Origin of the sequence: Mesorhizobium sp. (genome assembly GCF_004962245.1) — a bacterium.
Lineage (GTDB): Bacteria > Pseudomonadota > Alphaproteobacteria > Rhizobiales > Rhizobiaceae > Mesorhizobium.
In genome coordinates this window covers 1-22320 of the sequence record NZ_SUHQ01000018.1, presented here as the reverse complement: position 1 = coordinate 22320, position 22320 = coordinate 1, and the positions used below count along the sequence as shown (strand labels likewise).

Genomic DNA, 22320 nt, shown 5'->3' with positions numbered 1-22320 from the left:
GGGTCAAGGCGACGTGGGTGCTTGCATTCCGTGCCGTGCGCCACTACGTCAAATCGACCAAGCGAGGATTTGCCATGTCGACCGGACCGAACCGCATTCTCGATGAATTCGCCAAGCTGATGACCGACGCCGCGGGTGCCGCGCAAGGGGTGCGCCGCGAAGTGGAAACCGCCTTCAAGGGGCAGGCCGAGCGCGTTCTCAACTCGATGGACCTGGTGCAGCGCGAAGAATTCGAGGCCGCCCGCGACATGGCTGTGAAGGCCAGGGAAGAAAATACCCGTCTCGCTGCGCGTATCGAGGCACTCGAGGCGAAGCTCGCCGAATTGGCCGGGCAGGCCGCACCTGCGGCCGCGGCCAAGCCCAGAACAAAAAAATAATCTTTAAACTTTTCCACAAAGCACAATCGCAAAAAGCGCTTTGTCGTGAATCGCTTACCGGCATTGCGTGAATCATTGTTACAGCGGCTTTCCACATGCGAATGACGCAGCGCGAAAAATTGGGCTGGTCACGCGACTCCCGATCAATAGACTGAATTTGTTGCATGATTCGGAGCAGGGTCATGCGCCGGGCGGTGGGGTCCGGTCAGGGGTCTTTGCGTTGAGAAGTCCTGGCCGTCCGAGTTTCTAGATAGGATGTTCGTCGTGTGTGCCCACGGAGCGTGTGGCGCTCCCCTGAACGACAGGAAGCATTTCATGGAACTTCTCGAACTCGAATTCTCGCGCGAAATCCATCCGGTGGATGTTATCGAGCAAGTGGCCCACAACAACGACTGGTCCTTCGAACGGGCCGGCGACGATGAGATTTCGATTTCGGTTGCCGGAAGCTGGACCGACTACCACGTCTCATTTTCCTGGATGGAGGATTTCGAGGCGCTGCATCTGGCCTGCGCCTTCGACATCAAGGTGCCGGAGGGACGCGCTCTCGAAGTGATGCGGCTGCTTTCCCTGATCAACGAGCAGATGCTGTTCGGCCATTTCGACCTCTGGGAGCAGGAAGGTGCGATCATGTTCCGCCAGTCACTGCTGCTCGCCGGTGGAGTCGAGCCGTCGAGCCAGCAGGTCGAGGTGCTGCTGTCGTCGGCGCTGGAGGCCTGCGAATGCTATTTCCAGGCGTTCCAGTTCGTCGTCTGGTCGGGAACCTCGGCCAAGGACGCGCTGGCCGGCGTCCTGTTCGAGACTTACGGCAACGCCTGAGCCAGGTCCTGACCCTCAATGAGTTCGAGCAGCCAGCGCAAGCCCGAGATCAGCTTCGCCGATTTCGACCGCGTCGATATCCGCGCCGGCACGATCGTCGAGGCCGAGCCTTTTCCCGAGGCGCGAAAGCCGGCGATCAAGCTGAAGATCGATTTCGGTCCGGCTATCGGGGTGAAGAAATCGTCGGCGCAGATCACCAAATACTATGCGCCCGAGACGCTGATCGGCCGGCAGGTGTTCGCGGTGGTCAATTTCCCCCCGCGGCAGATCGGACCGTTCATGTCGGAAGTGCTGACGCTTGGCTTTCCCGACGAGGAGGGTGCCGTCGTTCTAGGCGCAATCGAACGCAGGGTCCCTGACGGCGGCCGATTGTTCTAAAGGCCTTCTCAGGCGGCCAGCTTTCGTGTCGTTCCCAGCGCTTCTTCAACCGTCTCCAGGAACATTTCCGCGCAGGCTTTCCAGCTATAGCGCATCGCCCGTTCGCGCGCCTCGGCGCGGTCGACATTGAGCGCGGCAAGCGCGGCCTCACGCAAATCGCTGGACACCGCCCCGCCAACGCCGTCGCCGACAATGTCGATCGGTCCGGTCACCGGATAGGCCGCGACCGGCGTGCCACTGGCCAGCGCCTCGATGATGACATTGCCGAACGTGTCGGTGCGGCTGGGGAAGACGAAGACATCGGCCGAGGCGTAGATTTCGGCCAGTTCGTCATTGGGGCGGTGGCCAAGGAAATGCGCATCGGGGTATCTGGCCTTGAGCTTGGCCAACTCCGGCCCCTCGCCGACGATCACCTTGCTGCCGGGCAAGTCGAGGTCGAGGAAGGCGGTCAGGTTCTTTTCGATCGCGACGCGGCCGACGCAGAGGAAGATCGGTTCCTTGAGCCCCAGATCCTTCCTCTTGTCTGGCCGGAAATGGTCGGTGTCGACGCCGCGCGTCCATGGCCTGAGCTTGGTGAAGCCGCGCGCCGACAGATCGTCCGCCAGCGACTGGGTGGCGACCAGCGTACCTTGTCCGGAATTGTGGAAATCGCGAAGCCAGCGATAGGCCCAGGCTTCCGGTATAGGCAGCCGCGCGCTCAGATATTCCGGAAAGCGCGTGTGATAGCTCGTCGTGAACGGCCGGCCCGCCTTGCGGCAATAGCGCCGCGCCATGATGCCGAGCGGGCCTTCGGTGACGATATGGATATGATCGGCGTCGCGCGCCGCGATCAGGCGCGCGACGTGGTGCGGTGTCGTCAGCGCCAGCCGGATGTCCGGATAGGTCGGCAGAGGCAAGGTGCGAAAGATGTTCGGGGTCAGAAAGTCCGTCTCGACGTCGAAGGATTTCAGGGTTTCCGAAAGCCGTTCCAGCGTATGGACGACGCCATTGACTTGCGGGCGCCAGGCGTCGGTGACCATCAGGATGCGCATGGCGGCCCTTTCAAGGAAAGGTCGACGGTTTCCTTGATGCGGGACCGCAAGGCCGAATCGATCAGGATCGCGCGCTTCATGCGCGCTCTTCAGCATGGTTTCATGACGGGCCGATGAAGGCGCGGGCCGGTGGCCGTCCACAACCGCCAGAAAAACTAGCGCATCGGCCCGAAAATCGAATTCGATTTTCGGAAAGCACGATGCGTAGGTTCAAAGTGTTAGAGCGTACTTTGTGCGTCCAACTGGACGCACGTCGCTCTAATCAGGCCGGAACCTTGATGACGGCGCGCAAGCCGCCGAGCGGGCTCTTGTCCAGCATGATGTCACCGCCATGGCTGCGGGCGATGTCGCGTGCGATGGAAAGGCCAAGGCCGGTGCCGCTGGCGTCGAGGTTGCGGGCCTCGTCAAGCCGCACGAAAGGCTTGAACACGTCCTCACGCTTTTCGGGCGGAATGCCCGGACCGTCGTCGTCGATGGTGACGAGCAGCGAGCCGCGGCCATGGGTGGCGTTGATCTCAACAGTCTTGGCGTAGCGGAAGGCGTTGCCGACGACATTGGAAAGCAACCGGGCGAAAGCATGGGGCCGCACATGCAGGTGCGGATCGCCGGTGAGCGTGGTCGACAGTTTGCGCTTGCGCAGCGTGGCCTCCTCGCCCAGCTTTTCGAAATAGGCTTCAAGATTGAAACGGCCGGCGTCTTCCGCCGCTTCGCCGCGGGCAAAGGCGAGATAGCCTTCCAGCATCGACTGCATGTCGTCGATGTCCTGGCCGAGCGCCTCGGTGTCGGCCTTGGTCCCGGTCAGCGCGAGCTGCAGCTTGAAGCGGGTGAGGATGGTTCTCAAATCGTGACTGACGCCCGTCAGCATGGCGGTGCGCTGCTCGAGCTGGCGTTCGATGCGTTCGCGCATCTGGATGAAGGCAAAGCCGGCGCGGCGAACCTCGTCGGCGCCGCGCGGGCGGAAATCGCGCGGCATCGGCCGGCCCTTGCCGAAACTCTCGGCGGCCTCGGCCAGCGTCAGGATCGGCCGGATCTGGTTGCGCAGGAATGGGATGGCGATCATCAGCAGCACCAGCGACGTGCCGACCATCCAGATCAGGAAAATATGCGTGTTCGATGCATAGGCCTGGCTGCGGCGCACGAAGGCGCGCAGCACCTTGCCATCGAGCTGGACGCGGACCTCGATGATGTTGGAATTGCCGACCGTATCGATCCAGAACGGACGGTTGATCTGATGGGTGATCTCGGACGAGAGGATCTCGTCGAGGATCGAGAAGAACGGCTTTGGCCCGGGCGGCGGCAGCGGCTCGGGCGGCAGCAAGTCGATCTTCAGCTGCATGCGATCCTGCGCGATGCGGATGACGTTGGCGTAGTCGGCGTCGTTCGGGTAGGTTTCCACCAGGTCGACGATCGCGGCGATGTCGCGCACCGTGGCCTGCGACAGGCGCTGCGTCACCGTCTGCCAGTGGCGTTCCATGAAGACAAAGGCGAGGACCGATTGCAGCAGGATCATCGGTGCGATGACGATGATCAGCGAGCGGGCATAGAGCCGCTTCGGCATGTAAAGCGAAACGAGGCGCCAGAACCGTTTCCAGGCACGCGGCAGGGTCTTCAGCGCCCGCGTCACGCGAGCGATCAAGCCGTTATCCCCCGGCTGTTCCAGTTGCGTGGTCGCCATTCGCCCTTTTTGCTCATCTGCAGCCACTCAACAAGGGGCTGCGGGCGGCAGTCTATTCCACGCTGAGCCGATACCCAATACCGCGCACGGTCTGCAGCCAGACCGGATTGGACGGATCGCGTTCGATCTTGCGGCGCAGCCTGTTGATCTGGACGTCGATGGTGCGCTCGCCGACCTCGGACTCGTCGCCGACAAGTTCATGGCGCGGTATCGTTTCGCCGGCCCGCGCCGCGAAGATCGCCAGGATCTCCTGCTCGCGGTCGGTCAGCTTCAGAGCCTCGCCGCCGCGCTTGAGCTCTCGCTTGGCGATCTGGAACGTGTAGGGGCCGAAGACCAGTTGCTCGACCTTGGGCGTCGTTGCCGGACCGCCGCGGCGCAGGATGTTGTTGATGCGCAGGATCAATTCGCGGGGATCGAAAGGTTTCGGCAGATAGTCATCGGCGCCGGCCTCGAGCCCGGTGATCCGGCTGTCGGTTTCGGACAGCGCGGTGAGCATCAGGATCGGCACGTTCTTGGTTGCCCGCAGCGCCTTGGCGAGATCGACGCCGGTTTCGCCCGGCATCATGATATCGAGCACGAGCAGATCGAAATCCAGGCCAGCGAGCTTGCGTCGCGCTTCGCCGGAATTTCCGGCAACGGTGACACGAAAGCCGTTTTCGGTCAGATATTGTTTGAGAAGATTGCGGATACGGGTATCGTCATCGATCACCAGCAGATGCGGCGCATCGTCGTCCGGTGCTGCCGGTCGATCAACCCTTTCAATGGTCTCCATGGCTTTTCCCTGACATTTTTGTGGGCACAGTGTCGATCTGCGCCCTTAGTTCCGGATTGACCATCGCTTCCAGGAAACGTTCGATCAAGGCGCGTTCGGTTGCTCCGGAATCTTCCAATGCAGCATGGATGCGGCGCGACTGTGGCCGTGCCAGCGCCAGGGCCAGGGCGCGACCCTTGGCCGTCGGATAAAGTTCGCGCTGGCGGCGGTCGCGCGGACCCTGCAACTGGACGACATGGTCGGTGTCGATCAGTTGCTTGAGCACGCGCGCCAGGCTCTGCTTGGTGATCTTCAGCACGTCGAGGAGTTCGGCGACCGTCAGGCCCGGCCTGCGATTGACGAAGTGCAGAACCCGGTGATGGGCGCGGCCGAAGCCATAATCGGACAGGATCTGGTCCGGATCGGAGGTAAAATCGCGATAGGCGAAGAAGAACAATTCGATGATGGCAAAGTCGATGCCATCCTCGTCGGAGATCGCCGTCCTGATCGGTTTTCCGGCTGGGTGGCTGCGATCCGTCATCTTTTCTCCGTGCGAAAGGGAAATTATGTCAGCACTATTGACGTAATTTCCCACCGATGGTAATTTTTGGCAAGCTTTTCGGCGGATTGCGAACGAAAAGGCAAGGGAAAGCCGTTTTTCCGGAACTTCCTGTGTTTGCCATACCTTTAATATCCGCCTACGCTTTGAGAAACGGGCCGCCCGGTGCGGCTGACACGAAACGACACAATAATATGCGGGCCGCCGCCCGCGGGAGGTTACCATGGCATCCGTTCCCTTTGACCAAATGGATGGCTTTATCTGGATGAACGGCGAGTTCGTTGAATGGGCCAACGCCAAGATCCACGTGCTGACCCATGGTCTGCACTACGCCAGCGCGGTGTTCGAAGGCGAGCGCGCCTATGGCGGCGAAATTTTCAAACTGACCGATCACAGCGAACGCCTGCATGAATCGGCTCGCCTGCTCGGCTTCAAGATTCCCTATTCGGTCGCCGAGATCGACGACGCCTGCCGCACGCTGTTGAAAAAACAGGGGTTCCAGGATGCCTATGTCCGGCCGATCGCCTGGCGCGGCAGCGAACAGATGGGCGTTTCGGCGCAAAACAACCGGATCAACTGCGCCATCGCCATCTGGCAATGGCCGAGCTATTTCGATCCGGCACAGAAGCTGAAGGGCATCCGTCTCGATCTGGCCGAATGGCGCCGCCCCGATCCGCGCACCGCGCCGTCGAAATCGAAGGCTGCCGGCCTCTACATGATCTGCACCATGTCCAAGCATGCCGCCGAAGCCAAGGGCTATGCCGACGCCATGATGCTCGACTGGCGCGGCCAGGTTGCGGAAGCGACGGGCGCCAACATCTTCTTCGTCAAGGACGGCAAGATCCACACACCGACGCCCGATTGCTTCCTCGACGGCATCACCCGCCGTACGGTCATCGGTCTCGCCAAGGATCGCGGCTTCGAGGTGATCGAGCGCGCCATCATGCCGGAAGAGCTCGAAGGTTTCCAGCAGTGCTTCCTCACCGGGACGGCGGCCGAGGTGACGCCGGTTTCCGAGATCGGCCCATACCGATTCGAGGTGGGTGAAATCGCCAAGACACTGATGAACGACTATTCTGCGGCCGTTCAACCCAACCATGCGATCGCCGCAGAATAACGAAAGTCACAGCTTTTTTAACAAGTAGGGGCGGTTTTCGGGCCGCCCTTTTTATTTAAGCACTTCTGCATTTGACTTTCGTCTAATTCCGCGTCTCATCTTGGTGTCGGCCCGGGAGGCTGGCAGCTATGGAGGGACTGGTAATATGGACATGAACACGCTTCTTCCGATCATTATTCAGGTGATTACGGGTGTCATCGGTGGTCAGGCAGTGGGCGCGGCGCTCAAGACAGCGGCAATGGGTCAGCTCACCAAAATCCTGGGCGGTGCTGTTGGCGGTGTTGGCGGTGCGGCCATCCTCGGCAGCTTGCTCGGCGGTGGCGCGGTCGATCCGGCTGCGGCTGCTGCGGCAACGAGCGGATTGGGCAGCGCGCTGAATCTGCAAAACATCGTCGGCGGTGCCGGTGGTGGCGCCATTCTGACGGCCATCATCGGCGCGGTCATGAATGCGATGAAGAAGTAAGCTTGGCGGTTTTGGGTTTTTCGCATGGGCGGCTTCGGCCGCCCATTTCGTTTTGCCGTTGCCTCGACCGGTTTTGTTCGAGCATTGGATCTTCCAAAACCGGCTTCCGCCCACGGGTCAGGCCTGAGGGCAGGCTTCGGGTGATCGGCGACGGTGGACGCTGCTGGCATGAGCCTCTACATCAGGGGCGACACAGCGAAAGGACGATCATGGGTCAGCTCAATGCCGGTATCGTGCCGGTCACGCCCTTCCAGCAAAACTGCACCATCCTCTTCGACATGGACGACAGACATGGCGTCGTCGTCGATCCGGGCGGCGACATCGACAAGGTGCTGGCGGTGCTGAAGGACAATGCGATCGACGCCGGCGCGATCTGGATCACGCATGGTCATATCGACCATGCCGGCGGCGCAATGGAACTGAAGGAGGCGCTCGGGATCGAGATCATCGGCCCGCATGAAGCCGACCGCCCGTTGCTCGCCAATCTCGAGAACCAGGCAAAACGCTACGGCATCACCGATCCCGTGCGCAATTGCGTGCCCGACCGTTTTCTCAGCGAAGGCGAGACCGTCTCGTTCGGCCAGCATACGTTCGAGGTCTTTCATTGCCCCGGCCACGCGCCCGGCCATGTCGTCTACTACAATCGTGCCGCGAAGTTCGCCCATGTCGGCGACGTTTTGTTCCGCGGCTCGGTTGGGCGCACCGACCTGCCGGGTGGCGACCACGCCGCGCTGATCGCCTCGATCAAGGACAAGCTTTTGCCGCTCGGCGACGACATCGGCTTCATCTGCGGCCATGGTCCCGGCGGTCGCTTCGGCGAGGAGCGCCGGACCAATCCATTTCTCATCTGACGCCGGCCCGGCTGCGGCGGCAAAATTGATCGCGAAGCAAAAAAGCGCTGGCCTTTCGGACAGCGCTTTTGGTTGGGGCAGGGGAGCTTTAAAGCGCTTCGCGCTTTAAAGTCTTCTCTTGGTGCATGTCGTTATCCCAAAACCGCTATGCACCCTCGGGTCAGGCCCATGGGCATGCTTTTGAGCGACATGCATTAGTTGGCGGTGCAGAAATGCTGCTCGCCGTCATAGCCGGTGAACGTGCCGGTGCGGGCATTGAACGTGCGATAGCGGTCCGAACAGTATTCATACCAGCCACGGGTCCAAGGCTCTGCGTAGCCGTCATTGTAGACGACCCGCGGTTCCGCGTAATAGCGGCGCACCGGGGCCCGCCGCGGGTAGCGATTGTAATCGTCATAGCCGGGATCGTAGTAGCTGGGTTGCGGATTGTTGAGCGCACCAACGATCAAGGCGCCGGCCGCGAGTCCGAGGACGCCTGCAGCGATCGCGTCGCCATTGCCACGATGGTGGTGCCGGTGGTGGCGCCACTCACTGGCGCTGGCCGTCGGCAAGGTCGCAAGCGTGGTCGCGACAATCGCGGCTGACAGGATGGCGGTCTTGAAAATTCGGTTCATGTCGGTCTCCTTCGTTCCGGGCCCGCGTAATTTGGGGATGCGATCCGGCTTTACCGAAGACTAATAGGCGACCGTGGCTGAACGGGGGCTGAACGAAATTGGCGGGTTGAGACCAGTCGACATTCACCGATCAGGCATGGCGTAAGCAACAAATACCGCACGCTCACCAAGGAGCGGACCTACCCAGCGGGGCCGTCCAACGCTGTCTTGGGCTCGGCTCAGCCGATCGACAGGTTGACGGCTTTCGGACCCTTGCCGCGCTTGTCCGGCTCGGTGTCGAATGTTACCTTCTGCCCATCCTCAAGACCGGGAAGACCCGACGCCTGCACGGCCGAAATGTGAACGAAGACATCCTTCGCGCCATCATCCGGCGTGATGAAGCCGAAGCCTTTGGCATGATTGAAGAATTTGACGGTGCCGGTCTGCGGCATGGGAAGCTCCTTTGATCCCATCAAGTCCAGTCTCGGGCCGGCAAATGCCCGAGTGGAAATTTGTCCTTTATTTTAGCGTCATCGGCAAGAGAAAGTTTTGCGAGCATCGGCTCGCCCTCTAGGGCACGAAAAAGGCGCGACGAAAACCGCCGCGCCTTCGAAAACTCGGATCCGGCGCTGAAAGCCGGTTCAAGGCATTTGGAGCGCCCTCGGGCACGCTCCCGAGCACGTCCGAGTGGACGTGCGCGAGCGACGGCTCAGTCCGCGCGGAGATTGACCGCCTTCGGTCCCTTGCCCATGCGGTCGGGCTCGACGTCGAAGGTGACCTTCTGGCCATCGACGAGCGTGCGCAGGCCCGAAGCCTCGATCGCGGAGATGTGGACGAACACGTCCTTGGCGCCGTCATCTGGCGTGATGAAGCCGAAGCCTTTGGTAGCGTTGAAGAATTTAACGGTGCCGGTCTGGGCCATTGGGGAAACTCCTTCACCCGTGTCAGTCTTGTGGTTTGCCCGCCGCCTGACGTCGTGGGCAAGTCCCGGTGGTTGCTTCGGCGGTCATGCATTGGCGCATGGTTAAAACCCCTCGCCGAAAAACGGGGCCGTCAGAGATTCACAATGTATCGGGGAAAGGTCGTCCAAAACGTTCCGCTCTCCGGGTCGCAAATGCCCGAACACAAAATTTATCGCACGGAAACGTGGTGGTTGCAAGGTAGCGCCCGCGGGACGCCCGATAGGCGTACTCCGACGCACGATATCGATAGATCTGGGTCTTCTCCCGGTCATCTGCCAGCGCCCGGCCACGCATGGTCCAGCGGGGCTGGGGCGGCTTGCAAACAGGGGTTGCATTTGGTGGTGGAATGGCGAGGATCGGCTTGAGGGACTTTTTTGCATTTTCTTGTGCACGTCGTTATCCCAAAACCGCTGCGCACTTTTGGGCGACATGCATTGGAGCGGGGGCTCGAGGGAGGTATAGTCATGAAATTTCTTGCGGCAATCTTCTCGCGGCAGGGTTTTGCCATCCTGTTGCTGTCGGCAATTCTTGCAGCCTGTACCGCGGTGGTGGTGGAGGAAGGACCGGGATACCGCCCGCCGCCAAGGCCTGGGCCGCAATTCTGCACCAGGCAGTATGATCCGGTCTGCGCCCGGCGCGGGGGCGACCGCCAGACCTTTGCCAATGCCTGTCTTGCCGAGCGGGCCGGGTATCGCATCATCCGAGGCGGCCAGTGCCGCGACGACGGCGGTTATGGCGAGGAGCAGACGTTCTGCACGCGCGAGTATGCCCCGGTCTGTGCAAGCCGTCGGGGCCGGCTGCGCACCTTCCCCAACGCATGCGAGGCCCGCGCCGCCGACTATCGCATCGTCGACAACGGTCCCTGCTGAGGGGCTGGTTCCTCCCCGTTTCCGGACGGGGAGGAACCGCGGGCAGACGAGGGCAACTGGTCTCTATGCCGGCAGCCTCGCCTTGCGGCAATAGGCGATGAACTCGGCCGCGGGCATGGGTTTGGCAAACAGCCAACCCTGACCGTATTCGACGTCGCGCTCCACCAGATAGTCGGCCTGTGCCTGCGTCTCCACGCCCTCGGCAATGATCTTCAGCTTCAGCGTCTTGGCCATGTCGATGATATGCGGCGTGACGGAACTGGTGGCGGAATTCGTAGCGATCGTGTCGATGAACGATTTGTCGATCTTCAGCGCATCGAGCGGCAGGCCTTCGAGATGAGACAGGCTGGAATAACCTGTGCCGAAGTCGTCGATTGCGACCGCATGGCCAAGCTCGCGGGCGCGAAGGAGGGTCGAGCGTGCTGAATCGACGTCCACGAAACCGCGCTCCGTCGCCTCCAGCCAGATCTGCCGGGGCTGGATTCCGGTGTGCTGCAGGGCCTTTTCGATGGCCGGAAGGACCCTTGCGGTTCTGACGTCGGACGGGCTGAGGTTGATCGCGATGTGGAGGGAACGATTGGCGACGAGAAGCTTGTTCAGGTCGAACACGACAAGGGCGATGACCTGATCGGTGATTGCCGCGATCAGGCCGCTCTCTTCGGCCAGCGGGATGAAAAGATCGGGCCTGACCAGGGAGCCGTCCGGCCGTCTCCAGCGCACCAGCGCTTCGGCTCCCACGCAATTGCCGGTCCCGAGTTCGACGATCGGCTGGTAGTGGACGATGAACTCGTGCTTGCGCACGGCAATCTGCAATTCTCCCAGCGGCGACAGCCGCCGCCGCGACAACCAGATCACCATCCCGATGATGAAGGCGGCGATGAAGGCGCCGAGGGGAAGCAACAGCAATTGCCGGCTGCGCACCGTGTCCGCGATCTGGCTTTCCGGCTCGGTGGCGACGGCGATCCAGTCCGTCCCGCGCGCCGTGGCAAACAGATGGCCGTCATCCAAGCCTTTGCCCGGGTCGGCAACGATCTTGCCGATGCGGGCGGGATCAGGTCCGTTCAACGCGCTGAGCAGGACGCCCGTGTTCGTCGCCAGGGCAAGCTGAATGTCGGGATCGACGACAATGTCGACAAAGCGCAGGGGATCGACAAGGACATTATGGTGGTTGTACTGCAGGGCCATCAGCGGATGGTCCTGGTTGGCCAGGGGTTGTATCCGGGCAGTGACGGCAACGCCGTCTGCGGTGGTGAAGTCCGGCGCGGCTTGCGCAACACGTCCTTCGTTCGGCCCCCAGGATGTGCATTTGAGCAGGCCGTTTTCGAAATAGCCTATCTCTTCGATGGAGCGGGTGTTGATGGTGAGCTGCCGCATGCGGGCGATGTGATCCACTGAACAGCGGTCGCCAGTGAACCGGTCGATCTCACGCAGCGCGTCGGTTGCATCCTTGAGCGATATGCCGGCCCTGGCGATCGCGCGGTCGGCGAACAGATCCAGCCGTCGATGTTCTTCCTGAACCGCCAGCACCCATGAAAAGTGGAACATCGCCGCGATGGGCACGATCACGCCGAGCAAGGCCAGCACCACCGCAGTCACGATGATGCGCGACCTGTCCATGTGCGCCTCCTGCCTTCGGTCGCGAGCGACGATTTCGCGCGCGGCCTGCCGGGCAGCCAACCGTGATCGGCCCCGGTTCCAGCGGACGTTATATGGCTTCGACGTTACGTGATCTTTAATCCGATCCGCGCGGTGGCCGGATGAATAATGCGGTGCTCATCCGTCCGCCGGATACGCCCCGTCGGCCGGCCCGGCATAAAGCTCGCTGCCGTCCTCGTCTGAAATGCGCAGGCGGTCCGGGATCTGCGGCATCGCCCGCGAGCGGAACAGCGCGGCGGCGCCCTGCAGGGCAGCGCGCAGGTTCGGCGCTTCGAGCGACACCCTGTCGAGCATCGCTTCGTCGGCGTCGCGCGAACGATAGAACTCGACGACGAAGTTCAAGTACGCCTCCGTGTTGCGGTGCCGCAGTCCCGCGGCGCACCCTCCGGTGCGCAGACATGGTGGGGCTCGGGGCGCTAGCCCTTGGACTTCGGCTTCAAACCGGCTTCCGCCTGCTTGACGGCCGAGCCGAAAGGCGAAGCCGGCTTTGCCACCGCCTTGTCCTTCTTGGGCTTGCGTGTCTCGCGGTTGCTGCGTTGTTGACCCTTGGCCATTTCCTGGTCCTCGTGATTGGTGAACGTTGATAGCGGTTGATGTGGACCTAGGCGCTCGGATTGTCGGCCACTTCGAGATTGTCTTCCGTGGTGACCCGCTCATAGGTCTCTTCGTCGCTGCGGATGCGGTATTGCGGCGAGCCGTCCTTGACCGGCAGCTTGCTCTTGATCTGGAACAGCTCCGCGGTCTTCTGGACGAGGCCGGTGCGGCTCTTCATGCGAACGGTCTGGCCGATCGCGAAAAGATGGGCGGGTGTGTCGGTGCGCGGGCGCGCGTTCTGCTGGAAGCGGATCATGCGGCATTCTCCTGGTCGCGCCTCAGCGCGGTTTCGAGTTCGGCGAGGTCGATGGCGACCAATTGGCTGGTCTGGCTTTTCACCGTCCTTGCCGGCAGATGGATGAAAGTGGCGACACGGCGCCAGGCAAGCCACGACATGCCATCGATAAGCTCCTCATCGTGGTCGATGTCGTAGTCGCCGGCCGGCAACTTTCCCTCCAGCCCGCCGAGCATGAAGGGTGCCTCGAAATGCGCGATGGAATGGGTAGTTCGGCCAGACATTCTCGTGCCTCGAAGTCTCGTTCCGGCGTGAATCCGATAAAGTAGTGCCCGCTTTGCGGCACCGGGACTTAAGCGTCGTGCGTCCCTGTATCGGCAATTTGGGTATCGGCGATCTGGAATGAGTTTGGCGGGTCGAGAACCTCTGACGCCGCGAGATGCCAAGCTTGGCCCAAAAAACGATCTCAATTCATTAATCCGAAATTGCGGTTTATTCAAGAAGATTCCTGCCAAGTGCCGATCCTGCGGGAAAATTACTTTTCTAGGGATATTTGAAAAATGATGATATGATTTAGACACCTCACAATAATTGTTTGAGATTCTGCCGGAAAAATTCATCCCGGCATTGATTTTTATTTATATCTGAAAGGAGAAACCCATGGTTTCCGTGAGAACACCGGGCGGCTCGACCGTGACAATCAAGCCGATCATCAAGCAAGCCGTAGGGACTACGAAAGTCATGTCGGCGCGCCTGACCATACGAAGTGACGAGGCGGCAAGGCGAAGGATCGCCGACACCGACGGCACGGTGCGGCGGGCCAGACAGGTTGCGGAGACCAACCGCCTGATCTGACATGGCCGGGGTTGCAGCGCCGCGTCTTTTTGGACGCGCAGAGCACGCTGTAGCACTTTGATTTTGCGTATGATCCTTTCCGAACTTCCGGTTCAGGGTCACGCGCTGAGGAGCTCGATCATGACGCTCAACTTTCCCAACGGCAGCCGCTCCTATGACGCCGCGGCCAGGCGCATTCGTTTCGTCGGTCATGACGGCATGTTCGAAGTGCCCTTCTTCGTGGAGATCGCAGCGCTTTCGGCGGCAGGTCCGGCCACGAGCGAAGCCGAGTATCTCAGCGCGTTCGATGCGGAGCGTTCGTCGATCCAGGATGTTGCGCGCGAAGCCTATTCGCACGGTCGCAAGAACATGTATGTGCTGACCCAGGCCGATTTCCGGTAAGCTGGCCTGCGAACCCTTGAACCTGACGCGCCGATGGCCTAGATCGCGGCAGGCGGACAAAACACGGCAGGTTTCCCATCAACAGAGATCAGAAAAGACCGGCAGGCGCGGGCGCCAAATTCGGCTCAGGCGGACAGCCGCCGCTAGGGCTCGACCAGCGCGTGCAGCAGGCGCTGCAGCTGCATCAGGCCGGGCGCCGGCAAGAGGCCGAGATGCTCTACCGGCAGGTGCTGGCGCAAAAGGCCAATCACGCGGCGGCGGCTCATTTCCTCGGGCTTCTGCTGCACCAGACCGGACGCAGTGCCGAAGGGCTCGATCTCCTCGAACAGTCGGTGCGCCTGCAACCCAAGAATCCGGATTTCCTCAACAACCTCGGCACGGTGATGCGCGACCTCGGCCGTGTCAGCGTAGCCGTCGATTTCTTCCGTGGCGCGGTGGCAATCCGGCCGGACCAGCTCGCGGCGCGCGACAATCTCGGCTCCTCGCTGAAGCAACTGGGACAGTTCGAGGGCGCGGAGGAGATCTATCGCGGCACCATCGGTCGCAACCCGTTCCATGTCCGCGCCCGCATCGGGCTTGCCGAAACGCTGCAGGAGGCGGGGCGGCTGGACGAGGCGCTCGCCGTCTTCCGCGAGGCATTGGCGATCCGGCCGAAGGACGCCGATTTGCTGCACGGCCTGGGCGTCGGGCTGATGGAAAAGGGCAGGCTCGGTGAGGCTGCGGAGCATTTCCGCCAGGCGCTGGCGGTCGATCCCGGCATGGCCAGGGCCTGGCTGATGCTCACTCAGGTCAAGCGCCAGCAGGATCGCGATGCCGAGCTTGCCGGGATGGAGGCGCAGCACGCCAAGGCACCCGAAGGCAGCCTGGCGCGGATGCAGCTTTCCTTCGGCCTCGGCAAGGCCAATGACGATTTGAAGGATTATGGCCGTGCCTTCGATTACTTCGCCGAAGGCAATGCGATCCGCCGCACGGGCATCGACTATGACGCGGACAGGACGCGCGCCGAATTCGAGGCGATGAAGGCGGTGTTCGATGCCGGCTTTTTTGAAAGACACAAGCCAAGTTCAATCGCCGATGACGCGCCGATCTTCGTCGTCGGCATGCCGCGTTCGGGCACAACGCTGATCGAACAGATCATCGCCAGCCATCCGCAGGTCTATGGCGCGGGCGAGCTCAATATCTTGAAGACGGTGGTCGGCAAGCAGTTTCCGCCGGGCATGAAGGGCGGCTTTCCCTGGGGGATCGCCGACATGCCCGACAAGGCCTATGCCGAGGCCGGCCAGGCCTATCTGGACCTGCTGCACGCCCGCTATCCGGGCTTCCGGCATGTCACCGACAAGATGCCCGGCAATTTCCTTTTGGTCGGCTTCATCCACCTGATGCTGCCCAAGGCCAGGATCATCCATTGCGCGCGCGATGCGGCGGCGACGTGCCTGTCGATCTACAAGGTGCATTTCCGCGGCGACAGCCACCGCTATGGCTACGATCTCGGTGAGCTCGCCGATTTCCACAATCTCTATGCCGATATCATGGCGCATTGGCGTACCGTTTTGCCTGGTGTCGTGCACGATGTGCGCTACGAGGATTTCGTCGCCGATCAGGAAGGGCAAACGCGGGCGCTGATCGCCCATCTCGGCCTGCCATGGGACGATGCGGTGCTGTCGTTCCATGAGACCGACCGGCCGGTGCGCACGGCCTCGGCGGCGCAGGTGCGCCAGCCGATGTATCAGGGCTCGGTCGATCTGTGGAAACGCTATGGCGACCGGTTGAAGCCGCTGCTCGACAAACTTGATCGAGATGCCGGGACGCCTTGAAGCGCGCCAGCGCTTCAAGGTCTCGTTTTTATGTATGTCGTTATCCCAAAACCGCTGCGCACCCTCGGGTCAAGACCGAGGACATGCTTTTGGGCGACAGGCATTAGCTAAATCTCCATGAACGGCTGGAAGCCGCCGTAGATCATGCGCTTGGCGTCGAACGGCATCGTTGCCCAGTCCGGGTGCATGCGCGGGTCGGCCATCACTTTGGCCATCACCGCGTCGCGGCTCTGCCGCGATTCGTAGACGACCCAGGAGAAGATGACGACCTCGTCGTCCTTGGCCTGCACGGCGCGCGGGAACGAGGTGACCTCGCCATAGGGCACGTCGTCGCCGATGCATTCGACATAGGCGAGGGCGCCATGTTCCTTCCAGACAGCGCCGCCCGTCTGCGCCATTTTCTTGTAAGCATCGAGATTTGCCTTGGGCACGGCGAGTACGAAACCGTCGACATAGGACATTTTGGGTCTCCTCCTTGGGGATCATTCGAAGGGATGCCCCACCGGCATCGGCCGATGAGGGCGCCTCGCCATTCGCGAAAAGTCAGGCTTTCTTCACCGGCGCGTTCATCGCCCACTCGACACCGAACGGGTCGCGCATGTTGCCCCACTGGTCGCCCCAGAACATCACCTGCAGCGGCATGACGACCTCGCAGCCGGCGTCGACAGCGCGCTGCCACCAGGCATCGATGTCGTCGCTGCCGAGATGGAGCTGCATGGTATAGCCCTGCGGCTTCACCGGAGACATGCCGTGCTCGGGGTAGAAGTCGGAGATCATCAGCGTCGAACCGTTGATATGCAGGTGGATGTGCATGGTGCGGCCCTGCTCATCCGGCGGGTAGAAGAAGACCTGCTCGGCGCCGAAGGCCTTTTGATAGAATTCAGCGGCCTTGAAGGCGCCATCCAACTGAAGATAGGGCGTCAATCCGCCGAGGACTTTCGCTGCGGGCTGGGTTTGGGGCTGATCGTTCATGTCTTGCTCCTCTTTGCGTTTGGTTGGCGTTGCCAACCAAAGGACGAACGAGGCGGCGGCAGTCCTACATGGCCGCCGAATTTTTTTTCGAACGCCAAGATCAAATGCTCCGGCCACGGGCCAGAGGTCGCCTTCATATTACCTTGGTCAACGAGGTTGCCATGGCAAGGCGACGTTCGTTTTGCGCGTCGAGGATTTCGGGCCAGCCGATGTCCTTGCGCAATTCGATCGGCAGTGAAAGCAGCGCGCGCTCGCTGCGGTAACGGGCGCGGCTCGCCGAGTAACGGGTCGCGATGCGGCCTATGGATGACAGAATGGACATGATGCACTCTCCCTGGTTGAAGCCGGCATCATCGTGTCGGCGTCCCAAGGACGTGGCGTGCAGTCATGATCCGACAGACCGCGCGAATTTTTTTGCCGCCAGGGAAACGCCGGGCCGACATTGCCGCCGCCCAGCTTTTCGTCACCGCAGCCGCGTCCCCTTCAACCTTCTGTTTCGGCCACCGAGCGGAAGAAATCCTCCGGGCTGTCGATCTCGGTCAGCCGCCGCTTTTCGATCAGCCAGAAGCGGTTGCCGATCGCCCTGATGAAGGAGCGGTCGTGCGAGGCGAGCACGCAGCTTGCCTCATGGGCGAGCAGTTCCGTTTCCAGTGCTTCCTGGCCGTCAATGTCGAGATGGTTGGTCGGCTCGTCGAGCAGGTAGAAATTGGGATTGGCGAGCCTGAGCGCCAGCATCATCAGCCGCGCCTTCTGCCCGCCCGACAGCACGCCGATCCTGCGCTCCTGCATGTCGATGCTGACGCCGGCACCGGCCAGCAGGGAACGGGCGCGCTGCTCGCCGACATCGAATCTGCGCGAGAGCATCGCCAGCGGCGTGTCGTCGCCGCTGATGCCCGACAGCGCCTGATCGCTGTAGCCGAGCACCGTCGACGGCGTCACCTTCACGCCTTGCGCCGCCATATCCGGTTCGACGATGGCATTCCTGATCAAGTTGATGAGCCGCGACTTGCCGACGCCGTTGCGGCCAAGCAGGACGATGCGGTCGCCTTGGCAGATGTGGCGCTTGCCGGTCCTGGACAGCAGCGTTCCGTCAGGCGTTTCGACCGCCACGTCGTCGAGTGTGATCAGCACCTTGGCATGGGTGCCGCGATTGGCGAGCTTGATCGCGCCCGCCGATTTTTCGCGGTGCGCCGGCGCTGCGACCGCCTCGAGGCGCTGGGCGCGCTGGTTGAGTTGCTTGGTCTTGACCGTCAGCAGGTCGCTGCCCGAATTGATGCCGATGTTGTTGAGCTTGGCCGCCTGTCGGCGCAATTGCTGCGCCACCTTCATGTCCCGTTGGAATTTGCACTCGGTCGATGCGTCGACTTCGCTCAACGCATCGCGCGCCCGCGAATAGGGCAGCGAAAACACCGGCGATTGTTCGGGGCGCAGGAACAGCGTCCGGTTGGTCGTCGCATCGAGGAACGCACGGTCGTGGCTGGCAATCACCACCGGCACCTCGCGCGGCAGCGCGTTCAGCCAGGTTTCGAGCTGGCTGATTTTGGCGAGGTCGAGATGGTTGGTCGGCTCATCGAGCAGCAACACGTCCGGATCGGTGATCCAGACGCGGGCGATCAGCGCCAGCCTTTGCCAGCCGCCGCTCAGTGCCCGCATCGACCGCTCGCGCATCGGCTGTGGCACATCGAGAGAGTCGAGCACCACGTCGACGCGCCATTGCTCGTTTTCGGCTTGCTCGGCCGGCAAGGCGTCGGCCACCACGCGCTGAAAGCTGTGCTCGGCCAATGCCGCGGAAACAGCCTGCTCGACATGGCCGACGCGCAGGCCGCGCGATCTTGTGATGTCGCCGGATGTCGGTTCCATCTCGCCGGTGAGGCACTTCAGCAAGGTGGACTTGCCGCGGCCGTTGGCGGCGACGATGCCGAGCCGGTCGCCGGCACCGATGGTGAGATCGAGGTTGGAAAAGAGCGGCGCACTCATGGTGACGCCGAGGGATTTGAGGCTGATCAGTGCCATTTGAGTTTCTCTGGTCTGCCCGGAGGAAAACTCCGGTGCGACGCACTTTGACGGTGCGCAGGCTGGCCATCAGGCTCGGCGTTGCAGCACCACGAAGGGCAGACCAAGAAAATCGAAGCGGGAAAACCCGGACCGTCTCTGGTCAGCCCTGCAAGCTAGCTCGCAGGGCAGGGACAGGGCCGCGCTGACGGTGGTGGTCGAAAGACACGCAGCCCTCTTCGAGACGTTGAGTGTGGAAACTGGCTACACCAAGGGTGGGGCCGATGGCAAGGGGGTGGTGCGGGAGTGAGCGGAGCGCGGAGCTGCCAATCTCCCCCCTTGTGGGGGAGATGTCCGGCAGGACAGAGGGGGCGCGAAGGATCGCTACCGCCCCGGACGGCCGGTCTTGCCTGGCCTGCGCTTCTCACGGCGGGTGTTGGCGGGGTCTTCGTAAGAGCCGATGCCGGCACGCTGGCGGACGATGGGTTTGGCGGAATCGTCGCGTCCCTTCGCGCCCCCCTCTGTCCTGCCGGACATCTCCCCCACTTGGGGGGAGATTGGCTGTGGCTTGACCGGCACTTTTCCCTCAACAGGCTTTTCGGTCCGGCGCACCGTCATCTCGTCGAGCGAGTTCTTCTTGAACAGCGGTTTGGTCGGCTCGCCGGGAATGCCGAAGTCGGAGCCGTGCGCCTCCTCGGCCGACTGTTTCTTGAACAGCGAGCGCGACACCGCACCAGCGGGCGTCGGCATATCGGTGCCCGGACCCATGGCGTCGAGCGAAGGTTTGGCGAATAGCGGCTTCTTGATCGGCACGGCGCCGTCAGCACCCATCTCGTCGAGATGGGGCTTGCGGAACAGGTTCTTGCCGTCATCGTCGACCGTGCGGTGGATGGCGCGGCCCTTGTTGTGCTTGCCCTTTTCGCGGCCCGAAACCGGGCTTTCCATGTCGGCGTACTTGGCCAGCGGGTCGTCGGAGATGGACAGTTCCATCTCGCGAAGCCGCTTGATTTCGTCGCGGATGCGGGCGGCCTTCTCGAAGTCGAGATTGGCGGCGGCGTCGCGCATCTGCTTGTCCATCGCGTCGAGATGAGCTTTCAGATTGTTGCCCATCATCGCGCCGGCGCTATCGGTGAACTGCGAGATGTCGGCGCGGACGTGGTCCTTCTCGTAGACCGAGTCCAGGATGTCGGAGATGCGCGACTTGACCGATTCCGGGGTGATGCCGTTGGCCGCGTTCCACTCCATCTGCTTTTCGCGGCGGCGGTTGGTCTCGGCCATCGCCCGTTCCATCGAGCCGGTGACCTGGTCGGCGTAGAGGATGACCTTGCCGTCGACGTTTCTGGCAGCGCGGCCGATGGTCTGGATCAGCGAGGTTTCGGAGCGCAGGAAGCCCTCCTTGTCGGCATCGAGGATGGCAACGAAGCCGCATTCGGGAATGTCGAGGCCCTCGCGCAGCAGATTGATGCCGACCAGCACGTCGAAGGCGCCGAGGCGCAGGTCGCGCAGGATCTCGATGCGCTCCAGCGTGTCGATGTCGGAGTGCATATAGCGGACGCGGATGCCCTGCTCGTGCAGATACTCGGTCAAATCCTCGGCCATGCGCTTGGTCAGCACGGTGACCAGCGTGCGGTAGCCCGCCTTGGTGGTTTCGCGGATTTCGCCGACGACATCGTCGACCTGCGTCTTGGCCGGACGCACCTCGACCGGCGGATCGATCAGGCCGGTCGGGCGGATGACCTGCTCGGCGAAGACGCCGCCCGACTGCTCCATCTCCCAACCGCCGGGCGTCGCCGAAACCGCGACGGAAAGCGGACGCATGGCGTCCCATTCCTCGAAGCGCAGCGGCCGGTTGTCCATGCAGGACGGCAGACGGAAGCCGTATTCCGCCAGCGTCGCCTTGCGGCGAAAGTCACCGCGATACATGCCGCCGATCTGTGGCACGGTGACATGGCTTTCGTCGATGAAGACCAGTGCGTTGTCGGGGATGTATTCGAACAGCGTCGGCGGCGGATCGCCCGGCTGGCGGCCGGTGAGATAGCGCGAATAGTTCTCGATGCCGGCGCAGGAGCCGGTCGCTTCCAGCATCTCCAGATCGAAGCGGGTGCGCTGCTCCAGCCGCTGCGCCTCCAGCAACCGGCCGGCCCGCTCAAGCTCCTGCAGACGATGCTTGAGCTCTTCCTTGATCGACTTGATGGCCTGGTTCAAGGTCGGGCGTGGCGTCACATAGTGCGAATTGGCGTAGATCTTGACGCTTTTCAGCTCGCCGGTCTTCTGCCCGGTCAGCGGGTCGAACTCGGTGATCGCCTCGATCTCGTCGCCGAACAGCGAAATGCGCCAGGCGCGGTCCTCAAGGTGGGCCGGAAAAATCTCGATCGTGTCGCCGCGCACGCGGAACGAGCCGCGTACGAAGTTGATGTCCTGCCGCTTGTACTGCTGGGCGACGAGGTCGGCGAGCAGCGCGCGCTGGTCGAGCTGGTCGCCGATCTGCATCTGGAAGGTCATCGCCGTGTAGGTCTCGACCGAGCCGATACCGTAGATGCAGGACACCGAGGCGACGATGATGACGTCGTCGCGTTCCAGCAGCGAGCGCGTCGCCGAGTGGCGCATGCGGTCGATCTGCTCGTTGATCGAGGATTCCTTCTCGATGAAGGTATCCGTCCGGGGCACATAGGCTTCCGGCTGGTAGTAGTCGTAGTAGGAGACGAAATACTCGACGGCGTTTTCCGGGAAGAATTTCTTGAACTCGGAATAGAGCTGCGCGGCCAGCGTCTTGTTAGGAGCGAGGATCAAAGCGGGGCGCTGCGTCTCCTCGATCACCTTGGCCATGGTGAAGGTCTTTCCCGAGCCGGTGACGCCAAGCAGCACCTGGGTGCGGTCGTTGTCGCTGACGCCCTCAACAAGGTCCTTGATCGCCGTCGGCTGGTCGCCGGCCGGCTCGAAATCCGACACCATCTTGATGGCGATGCCGCCTTCGGACTTTTCCGGCCGGGCCGGGCGGTGCGGCGTCCACAGCACGCCGTCCTTATGCAAGGGATTGCCGGACTCGATCAGCGCAGACAGCGCCGCCACGGTGGCGGTGACGCCGCCGGAGGCCATGGTCTCGGCCTCTTCCAGCGAAATATCGAGGCCGGCGACCGGGTTGAGGCCGGCCGCGGTGCGCTCCCTGGCCGACGCCGCGCCGCCCATCGAGGTGCCGCGTGCCGTGCGGCCGGGGGAGGAAGAGCGTTCGGGGATCTTTTTCGACTTGGCGCCTTCCCTCCCCCTCGAGGGGAGGGTGGCGGCGGAGCCGCCGGGTGGGGTCGGCGCGGCCGGGCTCGGCGCTCTGGCGGTGCCTTCTGAGACGACCCCCTCTGTCGCCTTCGGCGACATCTCCCCTTCG

At 62.4% G+C, this 22320-nt stretch carries 27 protein-coding genes; 10 read left to right on the top strand and 17 right to left on the bottom strand.

Going from position 1 to position 22320, the window contains the following annotated elements; all coding sequences use genetic code 11:
* The first annotated feature begins 74 nt into the window (after positions 1–74).
* The 3 genes from E5X88_RS19595 (at position 75) to E5X88_RS19585 (ending at position 1571) form a co-directional block, all read left to right on the top strand.
* On the top strand, positions 75–377 hold the full coding sequence (locus tag E5X88_RS19595; RefSeq protein ID WP_292164363.1) for an accessory factor UbiK family protein: 303 nt from the start codon (positions 75–77) through the stop codon (positions 375–377).
* A gap of 315 nt (positions 378–692) precedes the next feature.
* The gene (locus E5X88_RS19590) at positions 693–1193 is read left to right on the top strand and encodes a YbjN domain-containing protein (protein WP_126034371.1); all 501 of its coding nucleotides are present in this window, start codon (positions 693–695) and stop codon (positions 1191–1193) included.
* Positions 1194–1211: 18 nt separating this feature from the next.
* Entirely contained in the window at positions 1212–1571 is a 360-nt protein-coding gene (locus E5X88_RS19585; RefSeq protein ID WP_292164176.1) for a tRNA-binding protein, read from the top strand.
* 8 nt (positions 1572–1579) lie between these two features.
* On the opposite strand, the gene E5X88_RS19580 is transcribed toward E5X88_RS19585, so the two are convergent.
* From E5X88_RS19580 to E5X88_RS19565, 4 genes are all read right to left on the bottom strand, one after another.
* Positions 1580–2602: a glycosyltransferase family 1 protein gene (locus E5X88_RS19580; RefSeq protein WP_292164173.1), complete on the bottom strand. Its 1023-nt coding sequence runs from the start codon at positions 2600–2602 to the stop codon at positions 1580–1582.
* A gap of 262 nt (positions 2603–2864) precedes the next feature.
* Positions 2865–4277, bottom strand: a complete 1413-nt coding sequence (locus E5X88_RS19575; RefSeq protein WP_292164171.1) for an ATP-binding protein — start codon at positions 4275–4277, stop codon at positions 2865–2867.
* Between the two features lie 52 nt (positions 4278–4329).
* Complete coding sequence (locus E5X88_RS19570) at positions 4330–5049, bottom strand: response regulator transcription factor (protein ID WP_292164168.1); 720 nt, start codon at positions 5047–5049, stop codon at positions 4330–4332.
* On the bottom strand, positions 5036–5569 hold the full coding sequence (locus E5X88_RS19565) for a MarR family transcriptional regulator (RefSeq protein WP_145714754.1): 534 nt from the start codon (positions 5567–5569) through the stop codon (positions 5036–5038). The genes E5X88_RS19570 and E5X88_RS19565 overlap by 14 nt, the downstream gene beginning before the upstream one ends.
* 241 nt (positions 5570–5810) lie before the next feature.
* Between E5X88_RS19565 and E5X88_RS19560 the strand changes: the two genes are divergently transcribed.
* From E5X88_RS19560 to E5X88_RS19550, 3 genes are all read left to right on the top strand, one after another.
* A complete protein-coding gene (locus tag E5X88_RS19560; protein ID WP_292164165.1) occupies positions 5811–6704 on the top strand; it encodes a branched-chain amino acid aminotransferase in 894 nt (297 codons plus the stop codon).
* Positions 6705–6849: 145 nt separating this feature from the next.
* Positions 6850–7167: a hypothetical protein gene (locus tag E5X88_RS19555; RefSeq protein WP_292164162.1), complete on the top strand. Its 318-nt coding sequence runs from the start codon at positions 6850–6852 to the stop codon at positions 7165–7167.
* A 209-nt stretch (positions 7168–7376) separates the two neighbouring features.
* Positions 7377–8018, top strand: coding sequence for an MBL fold metallo-hydrolase (locus E5X88_RS19550; protein ID WP_292164159.1), 642 nt, complete (start codon positions 7377–7379; stop codon positions 8016–8018).
* A gap of 194 nt (positions 8019–8212) precedes the next feature.
* Here the strand turns inward: E5X88_RS19550 and E5X88_RS19545 are convergent, their stop codons facing one another.
* The 3 genes from E5X88_RS19545 to E5X88_RS19535 form a co-directional block, all read right to left on the bottom strand.
* A complete protein-coding gene (locus E5X88_RS19545) occupies positions 8213–8632 on the bottom strand; it encodes a BA14K family protein (RefSeq protein WP_292164156.1) in 420 nt (139 codons plus the stop codon).
* A 218-nt stretch (positions 8633–8850) separates the two neighbouring features.
* Positions 8851–9063: a cold-shock protein gene (locus E5X88_RS19540; RefSeq protein ID WP_006202521.1), complete on the bottom strand. Its 213-nt coding sequence runs from the start codon at positions 9061–9063 to the stop codon at positions 8851–8853.
* A 257-nt stretch (positions 9064–9320) separates the two neighbouring features.
* The gene (locus E5X88_RS19535; RefSeq protein WP_023799871.1) at positions 9321–9533 is read right to left on the bottom strand and encodes a cold-shock protein; all 213 of its coding nucleotides are present in this window, start codon (positions 9531–9533) and stop codon (positions 9321–9323) included.
* 504 nt (positions 9534–10037) lie between these two features.
* Here E5X88_RS19535 and E5X88_RS19530 point away from each other — a divergent pair.
* Positions 10038–10442, top strand: coding sequence for a Kazal-type serine protease inhibitor (locus tag E5X88_RS19530; protein WP_292164153.1), 405 nt, complete (start codon positions 10038–10040; stop codon positions 10440–10442).
* Between the two features lie 63 nt (positions 10443–10505).
* Here the strand turns inward: E5X88_RS19530 and E5X88_RS19525 are convergent, their stop codons facing one another.
* The 5 genes from E5X88_RS19525 to E5X88_RS19505 all read right to left on the bottom strand — a co-directional run bounded on the left by E5X88_RS19525 (position 10506) and on the right by E5X88_RS19505 (position 13211).
* Positions 10506–12059: an EAL domain-containing protein gene (locus tag E5X88_RS19525; RefSeq protein ID WP_292164151.1), complete on the bottom strand. Its 1554-nt coding sequence runs from the start codon at positions 12057–12059 to the stop codon at positions 10506–10508.
* A 156-nt stretch (positions 12060–12215) separates the two neighbouring features.
* Positions 12216–12440 carry a hypothetical protein gene (locus tag E5X88_RS19520; protein WP_292164150.1) on the bottom strand — a complete coding sequence of 75 codons (225 nt, stop codon included), beginning with the start codon at positions 12438–12440 and terminating at the stop codon, positions 12216–12218.
* A 74-nt stretch (positions 12441–12514) separates the two neighbouring features.
* Complete coding sequence (locus tag E5X88_RS19515) at positions 12515–12652, bottom strand: hypothetical protein (RefSeq protein WP_167522664.1); 138 nt, start codon at positions 12650–12652, stop codon at positions 12515–12517.
* Positions 12653–12699: 47 nt separating this feature from the next.
* The gene (locus E5X88_RS19510) at positions 12700–12948 is read right to left on the bottom strand and encodes a hypothetical protein (RefSeq protein ID WP_292164145.1); all 249 of its coding nucleotides are present in this window, start codon (positions 12946–12948) and stop codon (positions 12700–12702) included.
* Entirely contained in the window at positions 12945–13211 is a 267-nt protein-coding gene (locus E5X88_RS19505) for a hypothetical protein (protein WP_095488859.1), read from the bottom strand. Before E5X88_RS19505 ends, E5X88_RS19510 begins: the two co-directional genes overlap by 4 nt.
* Before the next feature lie 376 nt (positions 13212–13587).
* On the opposite strand from E5X88_RS19505, the gene E5X88_RS19500 reads away from it, so the two are divergent.
* From E5X88_RS19500 to E5X88_RS19490, 3 genes are all read left to right on the top strand, one after another.
* Positions 13588–13782 (top strand): hypothetical protein, encoded by a 195-nt coding sequence (locus E5X88_RS19500; protein WP_292164140.1) that lies wholly within the window; start codon positions 13588–13590, stop codon positions 13780–13782.
* 120 nt (positions 13783–13902) lie between these two features.
* Positions 13903–14163 carry a DUF1488 domain-containing protein gene (locus E5X88_RS19495; protein WP_292164138.1) on the top strand — a complete coding sequence of 87 codons (261 nt, stop codon included), beginning with the start codon at positions 13903–13905 and terminating at the stop codon, positions 14161–14163.
* A gap of 161 nt (positions 14164–14324) precedes the next feature.
* Entirely contained in the window at positions 14325–15977 is a 1653-nt protein-coding gene (locus E5X88_RS19490; protein ID WP_292164136.1) for a sulfotransferase, read from the top strand.
* Positions 15978–16084: 107 nt separating this feature from the next.
* On the opposite strand, the gene E5X88_RS19485 is transcribed toward E5X88_RS19490, so the two are convergent.
* From E5X88_RS19485 to uvrB, 5 genes are all read right to left on the bottom strand, one after another.
* Positions 16085–16438, bottom strand: a complete 354-nt coding sequence (locus E5X88_RS19485) for a DUF1428 family protein (RefSeq protein WP_292164133.1) — start codon at positions 16436–16438, stop codon at positions 16085–16087.
* Positions 16439–16520: 82 nt separating this feature from the next.
* Positions 16521–16949 carry a glyoxalase/bleomycin resistance/extradiol dioxygenase family protein gene (locus tag E5X88_RS19480; protein ID WP_263782478.1) on the bottom strand — a complete coding sequence of 143 codons (429 nt, stop codon included), beginning with the start codon at positions 16947–16949 and terminating at the stop codon, positions 16521–16523.
* 133 nt (positions 16950–17082) lie between these two features.
* On the bottom strand, positions 17083–17271 hold the full coding sequence (locus tag E5X88_RS19475) for a hypothetical protein (protein WP_292164128.1): 189 nt from the start codon (positions 17269–17271) through the stop codon (positions 17083–17085).
* A 161-nt stretch (positions 17272–17432) separates the two neighbouring features.
* Positions 17433–18962 (bottom strand): ABC-F family ATP-binding cassette domain-containing protein, encoded by a 1530-nt coding sequence (locus E5X88_RS19470; RefSeq protein ID WP_292164125.1) that lies wholly within the window; start codon positions 18960–18962, stop codon positions 17433–17435.
* 363 nt (positions 18963–19325) lie between these two features.
* On the bottom strand, positions 19326–22127 hold the full coding sequence (gene uvrB, locus E5X88_RS19465) for an excinuclease ABC subunit UvrB (protein ID WP_292164361.1): 2802 nt from the start codon (positions 22125–22127) through the stop codon (positions 19326–19328).
* Positions 22128–22320 lie beyond the last annotated feature (193 nt).

What these genes read in the sequence shown, in the direction of transcription:
- E5X88_RS19505 (WP_095488859.1), bottom strand. Translation starts at nt 13,211, where the DNA reads ATGTCTGGCCGAACTACCCATTCCATCGCGCATTTCGAGGCACCCTTC.
- E5X88_RS19545 (WP_292164156.1), bottom strand. Translation starts at nt 8,632, where the DNA reads ATGAACCGAATTTTCAAGACCGCCATCCTGTCAGCCGCGATTGTCGCG.
- E5X88_RS19475 (WP_292164128.1), bottom strand. Translation starts at nt 17,271, where the DNA reads ATGTCCATTCTGTCATCCATAGGCCGCATCGCGACCCGTTACTCGGCG.
- E5X88_RS19495 (WP_292164138.1), top strand. Translation starts at nt 13,903, where the DNA reads ATGACGCTCAACTTTCCCAACGGCAGCCGCTCCTATGACGCCGCGGCC.
- E5X88_RS19485 (WP_292164133.1), bottom strand. Translation starts at nt 16,438, where the DNA reads ATGTCCTATGTCGACGGTTTCGTACTCGCCGTGCCCAAGGCAAATCTC.
- E5X88_RS19515 (WP_167522664.1), bottom strand. Translation starts at nt 12,652, where the DNA reads ATGGCCAAGGGTCAACAACGCAGCAACCGCGAGACACGCAAGCCCAAG.
- E5X88_RS19575 (WP_292164171.1), bottom strand. Translation starts at nt 4,277, where the DNA reads ATGGCGACCACGCAACTGGAACAGCCGGGGGATAACGGCTTGATCGCT.
- E5X88_RS19530 (WP_292164153.1), top strand. Translation starts at nt 10,038, where the DNA reads ATGAAATTTCTTGCGGCAATCTTCTCGCGGCAGGGTTTTGCCATCCTG.
- E5X88_RS19550 (WP_292164159.1), top strand. Translation starts at nt 7,377, where the DNA reads ATGGGTCAGCTCAATGCCGGTATCGTGCCGGTCACGCCCTTCCAGCAA.
- E5X88_RS19500 (WP_292164140.1), top strand. Translation starts at nt 13,588, where the DNA reads ATGGTTTCCGTGAGAACACCGGGCGGCTCGACCGTGACAATCAAGCCG.
- E5X88_RS19560 (WP_292164165.1), top strand. Translation starts at nt 5,811, where the DNA reads ATGGCATCCGTTCCCTTTGACCAAATGGATGGCTTTATCTGGATGAAC.
- E5X88_RS19540 (WP_006202521.1), bottom strand. Translation starts at nt 9,063, where the DNA reads ATGCCGCAGACCGGCACCGTCAAATTCTTCAATCATGCCAAAGGCTTC.
- E5X88_RS19595 (WP_292164363.1), top strand. Translation starts at nt 75, where the DNA reads ATGTCGACCGGACCGAACCGCATTCTCGATGAATTCGCCAAGCTGATG.
- E5X88_RS19585 (WP_292164176.1), top strand. Translation starts at nt 1,212, where the DNA reads ATGAGTTCGAGCAGCCAGCGCAAGCCCGAGATCAGCTTCGCCGATTTC.
- E5X88_RS19510 (WP_292164145.1), bottom strand. Translation starts at nt 12,948, where the DNA reads ATGATCCGCTTCCAGCAGAACGCGCGCCCGCGCACCGACACACCCGCC.
- E5X88_RS19480 (WP_263782478.1), bottom strand. Translation starts at nt 16,949, where the DNA reads ATGAACGATCAGCCCCAAACCCAGCCCGCAGCGAAAGTCCTCGGCGGA.
- E5X88_RS19570 (WP_292164168.1), bottom strand. Translation starts at nt 5,049, where the DNA reads ATGGAGACCATTGAAAGGGTTGATCGACCGGCAGCACCGGACGACGAT.
- E5X88_RS19565 (WP_145714754.1), bottom strand. Translation starts at nt 5,569, where the DNA reads ATGACGGATCGCAGCCACCCAGCCGGAAAACCGATCAGGACGGCGATC.
- E5X88_RS19590 (WP_126034371.1), top strand. Translation starts at nt 693, where the DNA reads ATGGAACTTCTCGAACTCGAATTCTCGCGCGAAATCCATCCGGTGGAT.
- E5X88_RS19555 (WP_292164162.1), top strand. Translation starts at nt 6,850, where the DNA reads ATGGACATGAACACGCTTCTTCCGATCATTATTCAGGTGATTACGGGT.
- E5X88_RS19525 (WP_292164151.1), bottom strand. Translation starts at nt 12,059, where the DNA reads ATGGACAGGTCGCGCATCATCGTGACTGCGGTGGTGCTGGCCTTGCTC.
- uvrB (WP_292164361.1), bottom strand. Translation starts at nt 22,127, where the DNA reads ATGGGCGGCGCGGCGTCGGCCAGGGAGCGCACCGCGGCCGGCCTCAAC.
- E5X88_RS19470 (WP_292164125.1), bottom strand. Translation starts at nt 18,962, where the DNA reads ATGGCACTGATCAGCCTCAAATCCCTCGGCGTCACCATGAGTGCGCCG.
- E5X88_RS19580 (WP_292164173.1), bottom strand. Translation starts at nt 2,602, where the DNA reads ATGCGCATCCTGATGGTCACCGACGCCTGGCGCCCGCAAGTCAATGGC.
- E5X88_RS19535 (WP_023799871.1), bottom strand. Translation starts at nt 9,533, where the DNA reads ATGGCCCAGACCGGCACCGTTAAATTCTTCAACGCTACCAAAGGCTTC.